17 protein-coding genes and 1 tRNA gene are annotated in these 16678 nt (G+C 33.9%); 9 read left to right on the top strand and 9 right to left on the bottom strand.

The window, feature by feature from the left end; all coding sequences use genetic code 11:
* Positions 1-36: 36 nt before the first annotated feature.
* Both J2772_RS13640 and J2772_RS13635 read right to left on the bottom strand, forming a co-directional pair.
* Positions 37-660, bottom strand: a complete 624-nt coding sequence (locus J2772_RS13640) for a GNAT family N-acetyltransferase (RefSeq protein ID WP_209917545.1) — start codon at positions 658-660, stop codon at positions 37-39.
* 396 nt (positions 661-1056) lie between these two features.
* Positions 1057-1902, bottom strand: coding sequence for a helix-turn-helix domain-containing protein (locus J2772_RS13635; protein WP_245365224.1), 846 nt, complete (start codon positions 1900-1902; stop codon positions 1057-1059).
* Between the two features lie 192 nt (positions 1903-2094).
* Between J2772_RS13635 and J2772_RS13630 the strand changes: the two genes are divergently transcribed.
* Entirely contained in the window at positions 2095-3255 is a 1161-nt protein-coding gene (locus J2772_RS13630) for an MFS transporter (RefSeq protein WP_209917543.1), read from the top strand.
* A 51-nt stretch (positions 3256-3306) separates the two neighbouring features.
* Here J2772_RS13630 and J2772_RS13625 read toward each other — a convergent pair whose 3' ends face one another.
* The gene (locus J2772_RS13625; protein ID WP_209917541.1) at positions 3307-3696 is read right to left on the bottom strand and encodes a hypothetical protein; all 390 of its coding nucleotides are present in this window, start codon (positions 3694-3696) and stop codon (positions 3307-3309) included.
* 36 nt (positions 3697-3732) lie between these two features.
* On the bottom strand, positions 3733-5112 hold the full coding sequence (locus tag J2772_RS13620) for an MFS transporter (RefSeq protein ID WP_209917539.1): 1380 nt from the start codon (positions 5110-5112) through the stop codon (positions 3733-3735).
* A 74-nt stretch (positions 5113-5186) separates the two neighbouring features.
* On the opposite strand from J2772_RS13620, the gene J2772_RS13615 reads away from it, so the two are divergent.
* The 5 genes from J2772_RS13615 to J2772_RS13595 all read left to right on the top strand — a co-directional run bounded on the left by J2772_RS13615 (position 5187) and on the right by J2772_RS13595 (position 9571).
* Positions 5187-6032 (top strand): AraC family transcriptional regulator, encoded by an 846-nt coding sequence (locus J2772_RS13615; protein WP_209917537.1) that lies wholly within the window; start codon positions 5187-5189, stop codon positions 6030-6032.
* 138 nt (positions 6033-6170) lie between these two features.
* The gene (locus J2772_RS13610) at positions 6171-6665 is read left to right on the top strand and encodes a MarR family winged helix-turn-helix transcriptional regulator (RefSeq protein WP_209917535.1); all 495 of its coding nucleotides are present in this window, start codon (positions 6171-6173) and stop codon (positions 6663-6665) included.
* Entirely contained in the window at positions 6662-7426 is a 765-nt protein-coding gene (locus tag J2772_RS13605) for a hypothetical protein (RefSeq protein ID WP_209917533.1), read from the top strand. The genes J2772_RS13610 and J2772_RS13605 overlap by 4 nt, the downstream gene beginning before the upstream one ends.
* A 272-nt stretch (positions 7427-7698) precedes the next feature.
* Entirely contained in the window at positions 7699-8604 is a 906-nt protein-coding gene (locus J2772_RS13600; protein ID WP_209917530.1) for a hypothetical protein, read from the top strand.
* 10 nt (positions 8605-8614) lie between these two features.
* Complete coding sequence (locus J2772_RS13595; protein ID WP_209917529.1) at positions 8615-9571, top strand: hypothetical protein; 957 nt, start codon at positions 8615-8617, stop codon at positions 9569-9571.
* Positions 9572-9708: 137 nt separating this feature from the next.
* Here the strand turns inward: J2772_RS13595 and J2772_RS13590 are convergent, their stop codons facing one another.
* Positions 9709-9942: a hypothetical protein gene (locus tag J2772_RS13590; RefSeq protein ID WP_045496283.1), complete on the bottom strand. Its 234-nt coding sequence runs from the start codon at positions 9940-9942 to the stop codon at positions 9709-9711.
* A gap of 213 nt (positions 9943-10155) precedes the next feature.
* Here J2772_RS13590 and J2772_RS13585 point away from each other — a divergent pair, with 213 nt between their 5' ends.
* Positions 10156-10563: a hypothetical protein gene (locus J2772_RS13585; protein ID WP_209917526.1), complete on the top strand. Its 408-nt coding sequence runs from the start codon at positions 10156-10158 to the stop codon at positions 10561-10563.
* Positions 10564-10692: 129 nt separating this feature from the next.
* Here J2772_RS13585 and J2772_RS13580 read toward each other — a convergent pair whose 3' ends face one another.
* Positions 10693-11430, bottom strand: coding sequence for a hypothetical protein (locus tag J2772_RS13580; RefSeq protein ID WP_209917524.1), 738 nt, complete (start codon positions 11428-11430; stop codon positions 10693-10695).
* Positions 11431-11436: 6 nt separating this feature from the next.
* Positions 11437-11754, bottom strand: a complete 318-nt coding sequence (locus tag J2772_RS13575; RefSeq protein WP_209917522.1) for a hypothetical protein — start codon at positions 11752-11754, stop codon at positions 11437-11439.
* 251 nt (positions 11755-12005) lie between these two features.
* Between J2772_RS13575 and J2772_RS13570 the strand changes: the two genes are divergently transcribed.
* Both J2772_RS13570 and J2772_RS13565 read left to right on the top strand, forming a co-directional pair.
* Positions 12006-14042, top strand: a complete 2037-nt coding sequence (locus J2772_RS13570) for a hypothetical protein (RefSeq protein ID WP_209917520.1) — start codon at positions 12006-12008, stop codon at positions 14040-14042.
* 5 nt (positions 14043-14047) lie between these two features.
* Entirely contained in the window at positions 14048-14896 is an 849-nt protein-coding gene (locus J2772_RS13565; protein WP_209917518.1) for a cupin domain-containing protein, read from the top strand.
* 425 nt (positions 14897-15321) lie between these two features.
* Here J2772_RS13565 and J2772_RS13560 read toward each other — a convergent pair.
* Together J2772_RS13560 and J2772_RS13555 are read right to left on the bottom strand one after the other, a co-directional pair.
* Positions 15322-15393: transfer RNA gene (locus J2772_RS13560), tRNA-Arg, on the bottom strand.
* A gap of 455 nt (positions 15394-15848) precedes the next feature.
* Complete coding sequence (locus tag J2772_RS13555) at positions 15849-16622, bottom strand: alpha/beta hydrolase family protein (protein WP_209917516.1); 774 nt, start codon at positions 16620-16622, stop codon at positions 15849-15851.
* Positions 16623-16678: the final 56 nt, after the last annotated feature.

Raw genomic sequence — 16678 nt, 5'->3', positions numbered from 1 at the left:
TCTTCTATGCCTGATTTTTATTTTTTCAAATGCTTATTATTGAAACTCTTTTGCAGAAGCTTCTTTTTCTCTGATTAATGTTTCAATTTTCAGTTTTGTGGTATCCCATTCATCATTCAGAATGCTATAATAGGCTGCATTTCTTGTGGTTCCATCACTCTGAATTTTATCTTTACGTAAAATTCCTTCAAATACACCGCCGATTTTTTCGATTGCTTTTCTTGATCTGAAGTTATCATCCTTCGTTTTCAGCTGTACACGGTTGGTTTTTAATACTTCAAAACAATAAGTGAGTAATAATAATTTACACTCTAAATTAACGGAAGTTCCCCAAAAATCCTTTATGATCCATGTCCATCCGATTTCTAATTTTTTATCTGAAGGATAGATTTCAAAAAATCTGGTGGAGCCTATCAGTTTTTGGGTTTCTTTGTGTCTGATGACGAAAGGATATTGGTTTCCGTTTTCCCTTTCTGATAAGGCGAACTCATAGTTTTGATAAAATATAGTTTTATCTGAACCGTCAGTAGGAATTAATGTCCAAAGGTCTTTATCTGCGGCTGCGGCATACAATTCTTCAAAATGTTCTTTTTCCAAAGGAATCAATTCAACATTTGTTCCTTCTAAAATGGTTGGATGTGAAATCCATTTCTCCTTCATAAAATATTTTTTTGAATAGCTAATTTAATGAAAAATAGAGTATAATAGTATTTAATGAATTGGATTTTGATTCTAAATGAATAAAATTTCTATCTGCTGATATTTTCAATGAATCGATTAACCATTGGTTCCCATTATTTTTGACAAGTGTGTACTTTATAGGTCATCCCACAGTTTTTCAGGTGGAATTCTACATAAGATAACTGAGAATTGACTGGTTTTACAGTAAATTTTATTGCTTCAATACGGTTTAAATCAGATTGATAATCGTCTTTGGTTTTGAAAAAATAATCATAATCAAATCCATGGGGAGGACCATCATTAGCTGGGTTCTATAATGATTGCTATGAATATACGAGTGCTGATAAGGCGGGTGTGGAACTTTATATGGATACTTTATTTCTTAATCCTGTAATTTTCCCGATACGTATTGGCAGTAATCCCTGTACAACGCCTGAAATACCTACAAAATAGGGAAGAATCTACAAACTGTAACTGGTTGCTGATTTCTTTAATGGAGAATGAGGTGGTTTTGAGAAGTTCTTCAGCCTGTTTTATTACCCTATAGCTTATCCATTGTTTGATAGGTTTTCCGGTTTCTTTTTTTATTAAACTGCTTAGGTATTGTGGAGAAAGGTGCAATTGGTCAGAATAAAATATTACACTTCTCTCCAGATGCCCATGTTTATTTAGTAATTGAAAAAACTGATCGATGATATCCTGACTTCTGGTCTGTAAAAGACTGTTGTTCTTGATGACTGGCAGATAGAGCTTTGAAACCAATTCCAGGAGGGCATAGAGTAGATACTGTACTGATTCTACTGTGCTTTCCTCCTTGGTTTTGGAATGGTAATCCTGAATTAATTTTACGGTGGACCAAATAAGTTTTCTTGCTGGAGATTCAGCTTTCATAACCGGATTGAATTTGATCTCATCACTGGCAAGAAGAACGGTCAGAAAGCTATAGGTGCTGATAAAGTCCAGAGAAATGTAAAATACAGATAATTCAAGATCATTGCTGCAGGAAATGTTTCCCATATCTGTATCTGGCAGCAGCATGATGATTGAATTGGTCTGTATATGAAAAGGAAGAGCATTGATTTGAAGATCCAATGTACCATTTGATACAAAGCAAAGCAGCAGTTTATTCAGGTTTCCTGCTTTTGCATGAAATTCTGAGAGGCTGTTTATTGTGTATTTTTCAATACGCAATCCTTCAAAGTTGGGTTTGATCTCTATCATTATACAGTGTATGACTTCTTAGAATGGTTAATAATTTTGCTGTTGGCTTTCCTGCGATCAAAGGTAAGCAGTTAATTTTTCTTTTTGAATGCGTTGTTTAAAATGGAATATAAAATATCAAAAATGGAATGTATTTTATTGGCTGAGTGTTCATAACTTCGCAAACGGAAATTTTAATCAAACACTGTTTTAATGCAAGATAGAGAATCATTCAATGCGAAAATGCCTACGGCCTGTTTTTTACTTTTCTTTGCCCATGGGCTTGTTTTCTCGTCATGGGCCAGCCGGATTCCCATTATTAAAGACGCTCTTTCCATCAATGAAGCCCAGCTTGGGACTCTTTTGCTTCTGATGCCGATAGGTCAGCTTTCTACCATGATGTTATCCGGAAAATTAATCAGCAGATATGGAAGCAGCCGGATTATAAAAAGTTGTTTTTTATTGTATCCGGGCTTTCTCTTACTAATTGGACTTTCTCCATCTTACTGGATACTGGCAGCCGTTCTGTTTTTCTTTGGAGTGACCGGAAACCTGTGCAATATTGCAGTCAATACCCAGGCGATTGAAATAGAATCAATCACAAAAAGAACATTATTGTCCTCTTATCATGGTGCCTGGTGCTTTGCCGGACTGATTGGTGCGGTTGTAGGAATGCTTACTATTAATCTGCATATAGAAACGTTTCATCATTTTGTTCTTACGTTTATTCTGGTCACTCTGATCTGGCTGTATAGTAAGAACAATCTTACCAATGTTATTCATAAAGCTGAGCCACAAACTCAGTCTATTTTTAAATCTGTAAATCCTACATTAGTTGGATTGGGAATCATTGGCTTTCTAAGTATGGCCATTGAAGGCGCCATGTTTGACTGGAGTGGTGTTTATTTTCAAACCATTGTAAAAGCACCGGAAAATCTTGTGATATTGGGATACACAAGTTTTATTTTAATGATGACTTTAGGAAGGTTTATTGGAAACAGGATCATTGAAAAGTTAGGAAAAAGAAAGGTATTACAGTTCTGTGGTATCCTGATGAGTATCGGCCTTTTTCTGAGTGTTTTCTTCCCTGAACTATGGATTTGCATCATTGCCTTTATGATTATAGGGCTTGGAGCTTCTTTAAGTGTACCATCCGTGTACAGCACCATCGGTAAGGTAAATACGGTAGCCCCAAGTATTGCATTGTCATTTGTATCCAGTATTTCATTTTTAGGCTTTCTGATAGGACCTCCGTTAATTGGATATATTGCAGAAGGTTTTGACTTAAGGTATTCTTTCGGACTTTTTGCCTGCTTTGGGATATTATTAAGTATTATGGCCGGAAAGATGGATATATTCAGGAATAAAAATTAACCCGTCACGAAAAGATAAAACGGTTTGTTTGGGAAAACAAACCGTTTATTTTTATATCCAATTCTCTATAAGATGAAACCATAACGCTTTATCTTCATTGAAAAGGAAAACGGCTGATGATTTTCTCCTGTTGGCTATTCCCTCCGTAGTCTGAATTTCAGTATAAGTGGCTATACCATGATGCTCAGAGCAGTGAATCTCTATATTTTCAATCTGCACACTACGATCCGGAAATTTTCCAAAAACGGTAGGGAGCCATTCTGAAAACATGGATAAGGCAGCTGTATTTCCGTCCCCATTAATCATTTTGAAATCAGGAGAAAATCCGGAAATAATTTTTCTGAATAATGCATGCTGATCCTGTTCATTCCCCTGAAACCATTTTTCAATATTTTCACAGAAGTCTTGTAATTCTGTATTGATTTTTTCTTTGTTATTCATAGATTTAAAATTTATAATATTTTTTGTTGATAGAAATTAAGCATTAATATATTTGCGCAGCCTGCCATTTACGAATATGCCTATGATCTGAATAGCCCCGATCATACAAATAGATAGTGCAAATGCCTTTGGAAATCCCAATACATCAATCATATTGAAAAATAAAGTTCCGATTACTGCTCCTCCCATTACACCACCAACCTGCATTCCGATACTTACCAAACCGGAAGCTTGTCCTGCTTTTTCTCTGGTCGTAAAAGTAATGGCAGTACGCATCATTACCGGCATGATTGTACCATGGCCTAATCCTGCCATAAACAGAGTAATATTGGTCATTAAAGAAGGTCTTTGCTGCAAATAGAAACACAATGCACTGAAAATAAAACCTCCCATTAATAATCCCAGACCGATATAGATCATTTTGTAAGAGGATAGTTTTATTCTGGATACCATCAGTGGGCCTAAGAAAAAGGCAATTCCGTAAGGGACAATGGCCAGTCCTGTCTGCATGGAATCCTGATGGAGAAATTCCTGCAGGTAATAAGGATAACAAATAAATAAGCCTGAGGTGAAATTGTAAAAAAAGAGAATCACAAGACTTAATGCAAAAGGCTTATGCTGAAGGAGAGTGGGATCTATAAGGATAGGGTGGTTATTCTTTATTAGATACATTTCGTATCTTACAAAAACAACCAATAAAGATATTCCTGATATCATCATTGCAAATATCCACCATGTCCATTGGTATTTCTGCCCAAAAATAAGGGGACATATCAGCATGAGCAAAGCCAGAATAAGCAGTAATGAACCTTTAAAATCAATTCCTGCATTGGATTCTTTGTGACTGTTATCCATCGTAAAATGAATTCCTGCAATACAAATGATAGTGATAGGAACATTCACAAGAAATACCAGTTCCCAGGAAAAAGTTCCCCAATGCATACTGAGAAGCAAACCTCCAAGTAATTGCCCAATGACAGAAGCCAAACCAAATACTGAACTAAAGAGACTTACTGCCTTAGGTTGCTCCTGACTGCTGAACAGGACTTTTATGGAGGCTAAAACCTGGGGAGCAAGCAGTGAAGCGCCAACTCCCTGAAATAATCTTGCTATGATAAGCCATGTTACAGTAGGGGAAAAAGCGCAAGCCAGAGAAGATAATAAAAAGGTATATAATCCCAGTGTGAAAATTTTCTTACGTCCATAGAGGTCTCCCAGGCGCCCGCCGCAGACTACTAGGGCTCCATAGGTGAGTCCGTAAATGGCAATAACCATTTGCAGTTGGTGGTCACTGGCTTTGAAAGCATTTTTGATGGAAGGTAACGCCATATTCACAATAAAATAATCCAGCGGTGAAAGAAAGGCTCCGGCAATCAGGAAATTGAGGGCCTGCCATCGTTTCGGATAAGTGTTCATCTTTTTTTATGCAAAAATAACCTCGCTGTGTTCTGGTAAAATTGTACTTTTGGAGGAAAATATAGTGTGTACCCATGAAAGGACTCCATTTTGAAGGAATTAACGTGAAAGAAATAAAGCTTAAAGGAGAAACTGTTTTTAAGACTACAACTTTTCTTTCATTTATCTATATCGTAAAAGGAAAAGGGAAACTACTGTATGACGAACGCTATATTGAATTTACTGAGGGTAAACTTTTTATTATTCCACAACAGGAATCTTATTGTTTTGAAAGTGAGAATGCAGAACTGATTAGTATAGAATGTCCAATAGAGTTTATAGATAAGATTCGTCTGGAAGCAGACCGTATTGAAAGTTGCGAAAACTTATACAAGCTGCAATATATTAGTAATAACTACCATGCTCGTGCCGGATGTGTGTTTAGGAATAAAAATGATGAAGATTTTGCGAAGACTATTATTCAACAGATAGCGAATGAATTCAGGAATAAAGCAGAGGATTATCTTATCATTCGCAACTGCATTTCGATTCTGCTTAATCTTATTGCCAGAAATATCATCCAAAGTGAGACTTCAGACCTGCAGGAAAATAAAAAAGCTTTCTCTATTATGAAGATCATTACGTATATTCAAAAGCATATAAAAGATAGAGAAAAGACAGGGATTCAGGTTATTGCAGATCATTTTGGGATTTCAGGAAATTATTTCGGAGAATATTTTAAACAGCAAACCGGAGTTTCTTATCAGGATTATTTACTGGATTATCGGTTGAAGTTGGTTGAAACCTATCTGAAATACAGCAGTATAAGGCTGAGTGAGATTGCTTATGAGTTACAGTTTAGTGATGAGAGCCATCTTTCCAAACTCTTTAAAAAGTATAGAGGAGTTACTCCCGGTGAATACAGGAAGAAAAATAAGTAGAAAGTACTGTTATATATCTATTTCTTTGGCGGTGTAAATCGTTGATTCATTATATTTTAAAGGTATTTTTGAAATTAATATAGTTGACTATATAGTTTGCTATGTATTTTTTATATATTTACATCAAAGATATTTAAGATGGATTTTGACTTTATTAAAGAATTGGGATATAAAGCATTGGACAGCAGATTGAAAAGAATCAGTGATCGAATGTCTCATGATGTCAGGAAATTTTACAAAGAATTTGGAATTGATGTTGAACCTAACTGGTACCTGGTTTTTATGTTGCTTCAGAAAAGAGGTGAGATTTCCATTACGGATATTGCAGAACCGTTAGGATATTCTCATCCGTCTGTAGTGGTTATTGTAAAGAAAATGACAGAAAAAGGATATCTGATTATTAAAAAAGATCATGAGGATAAACGAAAACAGATGATCTCATTGTCTCCTAAAGCTATTGAGATGCTTCCCAAATTGGAAAAGGTTTGGGACAGCTGTGAAAAGGCTATTTTAAAATTACTGTCAGAGGATTTATCTGTTTTTTCTTACCTGGATGCAATAGATCAGGAGCTGAAAGATGAATCTTTCCACAAACGTTTCAAAAAGGAATACTTAAAATCAATACAATCATGAAAACAATTTTTCTCATTACCGCATTATTCTTTTCTCATCTTATGATTTTTGCTACCGAAACTAAAGTGATGGTAAGAGCAAAAGCAAGGGATGCTAAATTTATTGGAAGTTCATTGGGCGGCGCTCACATTATTGTCCGAAATAAACTAAATCAACGAATTTTAGCAGAGGGAAATACAACGGGAAGCACTGGAAACACTGATCTGATTATGAAAACTCCTAAAGTGAGAGGAAATTCAATTACTGACGATCAAACAGGCGGATTTATAGCAACGGTTGATATTGAAGAACCTACATTGGTTACAATAGAAGTGATTTCCCCCTTAAACAGCAGACAGGCACAGGCTGTTGTAAGTACTGAGTTATGGCTGATTCCCGGGAAAAATATTTTAGGAGAGGGCATCATCCTCGAAATTCCAGGATATATTATTGATATTTTGAAACCAAGAACCCATCAGTATATTGCATTGAACACCATTAAGGATAAACCTTTCCTGTTTCAGGCCAATATTGTGATGATGTGTGGCTGTGTGATTGAAAAAGGCGGCGTATGGAATTCTGATGAGATTGAAGTGAAAGGAATTCTGAAGAAAGACGGGAAATTCATTAAAAATATTGATATGTCATGGGTGACCACCAACTTATTTGAAGGAAATCATATCATTAACACTCCGGGAAATTATGAACTTACCCTCTATGCTTATCATGAGAAGACAGGGAATACCGGCGTAGATAAAGTTAATTATGTAGTGTTTCAATAATCATTATAGAATAGTGTAAAAAGAAAAGGAGATCCCGAAAAGGTCTCCTTTGTATATTTTAAAACATACTTTATTCCCACCTAGATGCATAAGTCTATTTTTAACCATTAGAATAATATAAAAATATTCTTATTTTTATCAGATCAGGAAAATAATTATTCTTGATTGTATAGAGAATGAACTAATTATCCTGAAAACTTATGCGTTTAAACTTATTGTTTTTCTATTTCCTTTTTTCTATACCCTGCAACAGTCAGGACAAAAAAGTCACAATGCCAACTGAGCAAAGATTGGAGCATTTATCAGGGAAGATCATTCCGTATAAAAATGAACCGCTTTACCAAATGGATATTCAATCTTTATTTAATTTTAAAATACTAATAAATGGGTGTCCTGTTTTTTCAAATTTTGATCAATCTCCGGTAACAACAAGAGTAAATATTAATCCATCTATCCTAAAGGCTGGAAAGCAGAAAATAGAAATTGAACTTTATCCCGGATATGAAAAGGATGGAATTCAAAAGCATTATCTTGAAAATGGTGAAAACTTTATTTTAAAAATAGAAAAAACAGGTTGGAATAAAGATAAATCCCTGATAGAACCTACACAGGTATTAGTATTTAAAAATAATGAACAGAAAATTGATTTTTCTAAATTAACAGACTATAGAACCAGTTTAAATTTTGATGCTTCTGTCCCATACACTCTCCAAGGCTGGGGAAATGGAGAAGACCTGTCTCAAATGGATCAAAAAGATTTGGAATTAAAAGTGGTTAGTTTTTATAATACCATTGCTTCTGCTCTCAAAGAAAAAGATTATGATTATTTGAATACCCAATTTCTGAATGCAGACACAGAATGGTATCAGGCGGAGTATTTTCCTAAGGATATTATGACTAAATTTCAAACTTTAAAAGGAAGAAAAGGAAAATCCAATGCTTCAGTGCGTTCGGATTCAGAAATTTCTATGCAGAGTATCTATCCCATTGAAAACTATGTGATGAAACTGTATGGCAACAATAAAATGGTGAGATTAGAACCCAAAGATGGAGTTCATCGGGGAGAATCACTGTTGAGGTATACGGAAAGCGGTAAAAATGGGATGAGCAGAACAACTTTTATTGATATGCTGTTATATATTCCGAAAGGAGCTAAATCTTTGCAAATTATAAGATAAGGTAATAATTATGAAAAAATATATTTTAGTAGGCTTGATATTATCCTTGCCAGCTCATGCTGAGAAGAACACTGAGCCTGTTATATTCCATCAGAATAATCCCACAACGGTTCAGGGAATCCGATATTTTGAGGATGGACCGCGTTATGGTGTTTATATCTCTACCAACAACTGTTCTTTTGAAGTCTTAATTAATGATATTCCTGTTATAAAACATATTGATATCTCCGGTAGTGGTCTGGCCGGTTCTTATTTTCCATTGAATGAATGGATTACAAAAAAAGGAAATCAGAAAATTACCATTAAAATGACTCCGGGATTTAATCAGGATAAGAATGTTTTAAATACGGAGCTTTCTCCTAATTCAGAAATACAGGTGAAGATTGTAAAATCACTGAAAAATAAGACTGGAAACCCTGAAGAAGACGAAGTGAGAAAATATTCAACATCTAAAAAGAAACGGGTAAATAATAATACTTTTGAAGATGCATTCACTTTTTTTGCAGACATTCCTTATCATATAGAAACTCTTGAAAATGCTGAGGTTTTATTAACTGATGATAAAGATAAACTGCAGGCTCTAGAGCAGGAAGTAGCTGCTAAATACAATAAGATAAGAGATATTTACATGACCGGCTCATGGAGCACATTGGCAACGATTTATTATAACAGAGAAAAAAGAGTAGCAAAACAACTGTACTTACTGCCAAATGAGATAAAGGATAGATGGAATGAATATGTATTCCGAACAAATACTGATATTACATTTTTTGATTTAAAACCAATAGAAGACTATAAAATGACTTTTTATGCTGAGGGTAAAATCGTATGCCTGCAGAAAATCAATAATGAAAAATCAACTCTTTGGGGTGGCTTTAAAAGAAAAGGTAAGGATAATATAACTACAACTTATATTACCCTTTATCTCTATCGTCCCAAGGGAACTAAGGATCTGGAAGTATTTTAAAGTTTATAAAGAATTGGTGATGGCCAATCCTGTGATGGTGTCTAGCCATTCTTTTCTATTAACTCATACAACGGACCTATAAAATGATTCTCAATGTGTGAAACGCCTTAAAGCCTATAAACTGGAATCAGCTTAGATTAAAGAGCATTAAATACCTCCATAATGGCTTCAATAAGTCCTTTATCTACTTTAGATTCTGATGAGGTATCCTGTACAAGCGCCCGCATATTGCCTGAATCATCCCGTTCAAAAACAACTTCGTTACCCTTTACATCTACATAGAATTTATAACCATGGGTAAATGTTGCCAGTTTTACATTGAAAAGTTCTTCTTTTCCTTTATAGGTTACGGGGAGTTCAAATTCTTCCATTATTATTTAATTGGTGCAAATGTCGGAAATTTTTGATTAATGTAAAGGAATATAAAGCTGTATTAAACCAGTAAAGGAAGAGAATGTATATATTTATATTGGTGAAGATTAATACATGAAAAGAGTATTAATTATTTTATAATAGGCAGGAAATCAAATCGCTGTTGATATAGAAATTTAAAACAGGTAAAGAAACATGAGGTTTACTAGATTATGGAGAATTATATAGACATAAAAACAATACCTAATTGTAAAATTGAAGAGGGAAAATTTGAATGGGGAGAGCCTTATCAGGATTATACTCCTGTTTTCATTTTAAAAAGATTTTCATCTTCCAAACTAGAAAATTCAATAATTCTTTTTGGCGAAAATAATTGTAAACAGCAGTTATTATCTCTGTACAATGTAATTATCAATAATGAAGAATTTGAAAGAATTGAAAATTATACAGAAGAGGAATTTAGTAGAAAAGCCCTGTTAGAGTTAATTAATTTTTATATCAACAAAAATGAAAATCTAGTAGCTCCATGGGAGAAATACACGATAGGTCTTATGGAATATGATTATATAGAATACATTGAAAAACAGTTGAAAGATTGTTTATGCTATGTCAAAATATAATTATAGAACCTTTTATAATGTTAGACCAAGTCGTGGCTATTACAGATAAATTATTGTTGTAAAAAAGATCTATTAAAAAGGCTTTCCTTGTAAAAAAGAAAAGCCTTTATATTGAGTTATTTTATCAGATTATTGTAACTGAGTTACACCTGTTACTTTCTGTGTTTTTTTATCAATGGTAACCATTATATTAGACCATGTCCAAAACTCAGAATACTCATAAGTATCTACAGCTCTTGGTTTATTAAATTCATCTTCCAGTATCTTCTTAGTCATTCCTATAATTATCTTTCCATTAAAAATTGATTCTCCAAAGTTTTTACCATACTTTTTAACTAATGAAGCTTTTCTTTGTTCCGTTTGCTGTGATTCCTCCTCTTTGGTTTTATATTTATCATTATCAAAAAGAGTTTTTAAATCAATGGTTGGGAAAAGTTTATCCTTCATTGTTTTAGACATATTATAGAAAAAACTGCCACTGAAATAATTAGCAAAATAATTACCCATTGTAAAATAATAAGATGCGAAATCTTTATTGATAGTAGAATTATTCTCATAGGTAATGAAATGAACCTTATGAGGCTTATCATACTCAGCCAGTAATGTTTTTATCGCCTGCTTTGTTTCAAAAGTTTGCTGTTCAGATAAATTTAACTTACTCACATCGAAATTTCTTAATGCCTGCGCCATTTTATGAGTTTCTACCTGATTGAAATAATATCTGTCAATGACACTTTTTATTTTTTTTATGTCTTCAGGATTAATATCGCTTTCTTTCTTAAATTTATCTAATCTTTCCAAAGATTCTTTGTAAGCCAGTGCTGCATTTTGATAATCCTCTTTCCATAAATAATGATTGGCCTTCACAAGATATCAGTTGGCAACATCATAATAACTTCTGTCCTTGTGGTCCATACCTTTGAAGCAGCTATTCACGTATGAAATGATGATATTGTACTTGTTGTCATCAAAATTAGGATCAAAGCAATAAGTGACTAATTGTTTAGCATCTTCACTGAACCAATAACTTTGATTATTAACACCTCCTTTTTCTTTTAAATAGGCTAATGCCTCGGTATACTTTTCTCCTTTAATTAATTTATTGTATTTATTATCATTAATCTTTATCTGTGCATTAATGCCAAGACATAACATTATAAACAGTGGTGTGAATAATTTTCTTGTTTTCATTGAAATTAGTTTAGTATTTTTAAAAAATCTGGCAAATTTAACAAAATATTTAAATATTGTATTGTAAATCCTATTAACATTTTAAATTCCTGCCTTCAAAAAGCAGAGATTGATGTCAATCATTTATTTATTATTTTTTGTTTGAATTATTGATATTTATGTCATAATTAAGTATAAATACTGAATATGTATTATTTTGAACTTATTATTTTTATCCCATAATATTAATCCATAAAAATAAACTAATAACTATGGGAAATTTTGCATCATCAAAAAATCTGGGTAATGGATATCCAACTCCGGGCCCTCAGCGACCTGACATTCAGGATATCATGAATCACGCTTATTTCTTGACAGAAGGTCAATGGAAAGAAGCAAAAGAAAATAATTCTTATGACTATATCGTTATTGGCTCGGGGTTCTGTGGGTATGCCTTCGCTAAAAGAATTTTGGAAAAAGACAAAGAAGCTACAATTCTAATGATTGAAAGGGGAGGATTCTTATTGCCAACCCATTTTCAGAATTTAGGGGCAAGCTATAAGAAACTGGTTGGCCCTATCTCTGAAACTTTCCCTTGGAGCTTATCTCAATCTACTATGCTTGAAAAGGCACCTTATCGTGTAACACAGCATGGTATGTTACCTTATTTTGGTGGGAGAAGTTTCTTGTGGAGTGCCTGGTGTCCACAACCCGAAGTAGATCAAGCTGAAAAATGGTCTCCAGTTTTATTTAAATCTCTAACAGAAAAGGACGGTAAAGCAAAGTCTTATTTTGAAGATGCCACCGAGTTATTGCATGTTCATAAGTCTAATAGTTTGCCTTTTGTGAAAAACTTAAAAAAATTAAAAGGACTGGATTTGGAAGACAATTTGAGTAAATTACAATTACCAGAATATGGAGTATTGCAAGATGCTATTTACGATAAATTTAATAACAATAGAAAAAATTTTAACTCGAATGTTTATGGAGGAAATAATACAGGTGCTCAACTGATGAAGGTTGAATACGCTTCTTTGGCTTGTGGTGATGGCGAGAATAAAGGGATTGATTTTAATAAGTTCTCTACTCCAACTGCGATTTTGAATTTGGTAGACAGTACTGCATTTGACACTAAAAAAGATCCTATTGAAGAAAAAAGACGAAAAGAAAGAAATAATATGTATCCAAACAGGTTACATATTCTTACAGAGTGTGTGGTAGAAGAGATTTTGAATGAAGATAATAAAGCCTATGGCTTATCAACAACTAGGGGTACAATAGCATTGAATGATGCAGAATTGATATTAGCAACCGGAGCTATGCCGCCTGCTACGCTGATTCAGAAATCATTCAATCATGAATCGGCTGGTCAGCATTTTACAGCCCATACGATTTCTGCAATAACGGCTAGAGTAGAGAAATATAAATTTTTGGAGCTTATAGGAAAAGATTCGATTTCAGAAAATGACAATTTGCAGATGGGAGCCATTTACCTGCCATTTTTTGCGAAAAATAAGCAGCAGTTTCATATTCAGTTGTCCATCATTCATGATCCTCACCCGGATAAGAATAGAGAACTTGCCATGCGCTATATGCCGGATGTTGTATCTACAGCCTCTCCGGAACAATTGGCACACTCAGAAAACCATGTGATATTAGTGTGTGCTATTCTGGGTGAATTAGATATTCATAATCCAAATGCATATTTCCATGCTAATCACGATCACGATGCTACTACTGCAAGTGTATTGCGCTGTAATCCAAGTGATCTGGATAAAGAAACATGGGATGATATGGGTAAAGCAACCTATGATATTCTTGATTACTTATTTGGTGACCCTGAATACTGGTATAGCGATTTGAACTATTATCAAGAGTCTCAATTAGGCAAGGATGTGGTCAAAGATTTGGAGAAGCGTTCTGAAATGCAAAATTCATGGGTAAAGAAAGATGCACGTACACTTTACCCGCACGTCCCGGCAATGGTGCACGAAGGTTCTACATTACCTATAGAAAATGAGAATGGTATTAAAGCTGTAGTAAATTTAGAGTATCAATTGCTAAACCCAGACAAACCTGTATCTAATTTATTTATAACAGGAGCGTCACTATGGGCACAGAGCGGTGCCTGGAATCCTACTTTGACCATGACAGCAATGGCATTACAATTAGCTGATAAAAGATTTGCTGCAAAAGAAGCGCGTAAGGGTATTAAAGCTAAAAATGTTAACGGTACAGGAAAACATGCTAATGGTGAATATACCGAACCTATTGAAGCTTTTTCTTTAATGGACCAATCTAAATTTTAAGTATTATGGATAATAACGAAACGGCTACACTTGTAGAAACTAGGCTGGATTCAAGTTCTATATTAAATATGGACGGTGTCTATACCTGCGTAAAAGATGTTGATTCCAGATTTGTATTTTGCAATGAAAACTTTGCAAAATTAGTAGGAAGTTCTGTCTCTGATATTATAGGGACAATTGATGATAGAGCACAACATGTAAAAGATGATGAAGCTGTACGAAAGTCCGGTGTCCCATTATTGAATCATCGCGAAGTAATACAGCTACCAGACGGATCGCAACAGCCTATTCTTACACAAAAGGGTTTATGGCGATGTTCAACAAATGAATTTGAAATTTTGGGTACTACTGTTAACTTCGCATTGCAGAAGACTAAAAAAGCGTGGATTAAAGATTTGGGGCTTAAGTTAGTAAACGGTGTCGGTTATTTTGGTATTGATCATACTCATGAAGCTGACAAAGATAGCACCTATTCCTTGAATTTTATTCTGATAGATAATCAACCAAAGCTAAAACTGCATAAACTTACGATGGATGAACAATGGTTTTTTCACGAAGGTTCTCCATTGCAAATTTATATTTTCGATTTGGAGAAAAAGAAAGCTGTTGTTAAAGTGATAGGGCGGAATACCAGTAAAGGAGAAAAGTTACAAGTTATAGTACCTAAAAATACATGGTTTGGCGCTAAAGTTGTAAATGAAGATTTTAATGTAAGCAGTTGCAGTTTAGCACCAGGTTTTCATGACGGCTGCAGTACATCTTTACCAAGTGATGACAAGGAACGCAAAGTTTTTTTAGATCATTTGAAACAAATTTTTCCGGATTATACTGCTATAATTGACGAACTTTCTTAAGTTGGTAAGTAGTGACAGCTTATCTCATTTAGGATTTTACGGAATACGTTTTTTTTGATTCTTTGAAAATATGCAGTTTATTGATTAAAAAAAACATTTAAAAAACGCATCAATAAATTTGGTGCGTTTTTCATCTGTTATAGTAAAATATTTATCCTTAATAAACTAATAAAAATGTAGCTAAGGTATATTAGACAGCAAATTACTATTTTCCAACCGTTTTAAAAAAGGGATTCAAAATCTGGTTATTCAATCAATTTTATGTAATGCAGTTTAGTTGCTTTAGTTTAGGCTTTATTTTTAAAATAAAGCAAGTATGGCTGAAAGAGAAACAAGAGAAGTTGAATAGGAGTGCTGGGGATATGAGGAAATTGTTGGGTGAGTATAAAGACTGATAAGCATATTGGGTATTGGGATTCTGTGAGTGGCCTCACCAGGAATCGAACCTGGATCTAAAGTTTAGGAAACTTTTGTTCTATCCATTGAACTATGAGGCCTATTGGAAAATAAAAATACAAATTATTCTTTTAAATACTTTAAAATCGAATGTTTATATATTGGATCTTATTTAACCACAGATGCCTGCGTTTCTCTATTGAATAATTACAATGCTGTTGGATGCTTTTCCCTTTTAAAGAGGCGATTTATGGAGTAGCGGTAGGTTTATCCACAGTAAATTGTGGATAACTTGTGAATTTTAACATTAAATTCATATTTCGTATTAAAAATATTACTACATTTACTATGTAATAAACATCGAAGTGGAAACTTTATTTGCTTTTCTTACTACTATTGAAATTGCAATTAAATTTGAAATAAAAATTTAAGCACAGCATTGTCGGCTGTGCTTTTTTATTGTTGTCTAATTAAAAAAATGAGATGTCTTATCTACTGAATTCGCTCCTAAAGAGCGAATTCTTTTATTTTTAAAAAGACTAACCTGCTAATAATACTAGCCTTCTTCCAGATATTTTAAGACAAAATCATTCAATATCTTTTTCTCATCATCACTGCCTTTATTGTCCATATGACTATGGTTGATGGAAGTAGGCTGAATCGTCATGTGATACTTTTTCTGTTCTTCTTCTGTAGGGAGTACGCCTTCATCAGCAGGATAGTCATTGGAACGTAATGAATAAATTTTAGGAATGCTTGTCCTTGGAAGGAACATTCTGCGATTATCCATGGTAATCATTTTATATACAAGATTAGGATGCTGATTTCCAAATAAAGCGACCATATCACCGCCATTGGAATGTCCGATTAAAGTAAGGTGTTTATAATCCAGATCAGGATTCGTTTTTTTAAGTTCATTCAATACATACAATATATTGTCAGAACCGCTTTGCCAGAACGGCCTTCTTACCATCTGCAGATTTCCTTCCACAGGCAGTGGAGCATCTGTAGTCTGTTCATGTTGAATGCTTACAGTAAAATATCCTTTTGAAGCTAGTTTTTCTGTTAAATAAGAGTATACAAAATAATCGCCGCCTTTATTAAAACCATATCCATGATTAAAAATAATCACCTGCTGATTCGGAATTTTCTTATGGGTTTTGGGCAGATAATAAGCAACAGGGATTTTGCGGTTTCTGCTTTGGTCAAATAGCGTTAACGTATCCCGCTTCACTTCATAATCATGATCCGAACTTACATTATTCTTTACAGAACAATTCAAAAGAAGGAGAGAGGCAGGGAGAAAGTGTATTGTTTTTTTAAATGTCATGGTAAAATAGGTTGATTACAAAAGTCTGAATTTTCCTGATATAAAGAGGTTGTTTT

The sequence above is a fragment of the Chryseobacterium jejuense genome (genome assembly GCF_017877355.1).
Taxonomy (GTDB): domain Bacteria; phylum Bacteroidota; class Bacteroidia; order Flavobacteriales; family Weeksellaceae; genus Chryseobacterium; species Chryseobacterium jejuense_A.
The sequence above is the reverse complement of the archived record's forward strand: the minus strand, read 5'-3'. Positions and strand labels throughout refer to the sequence as shown.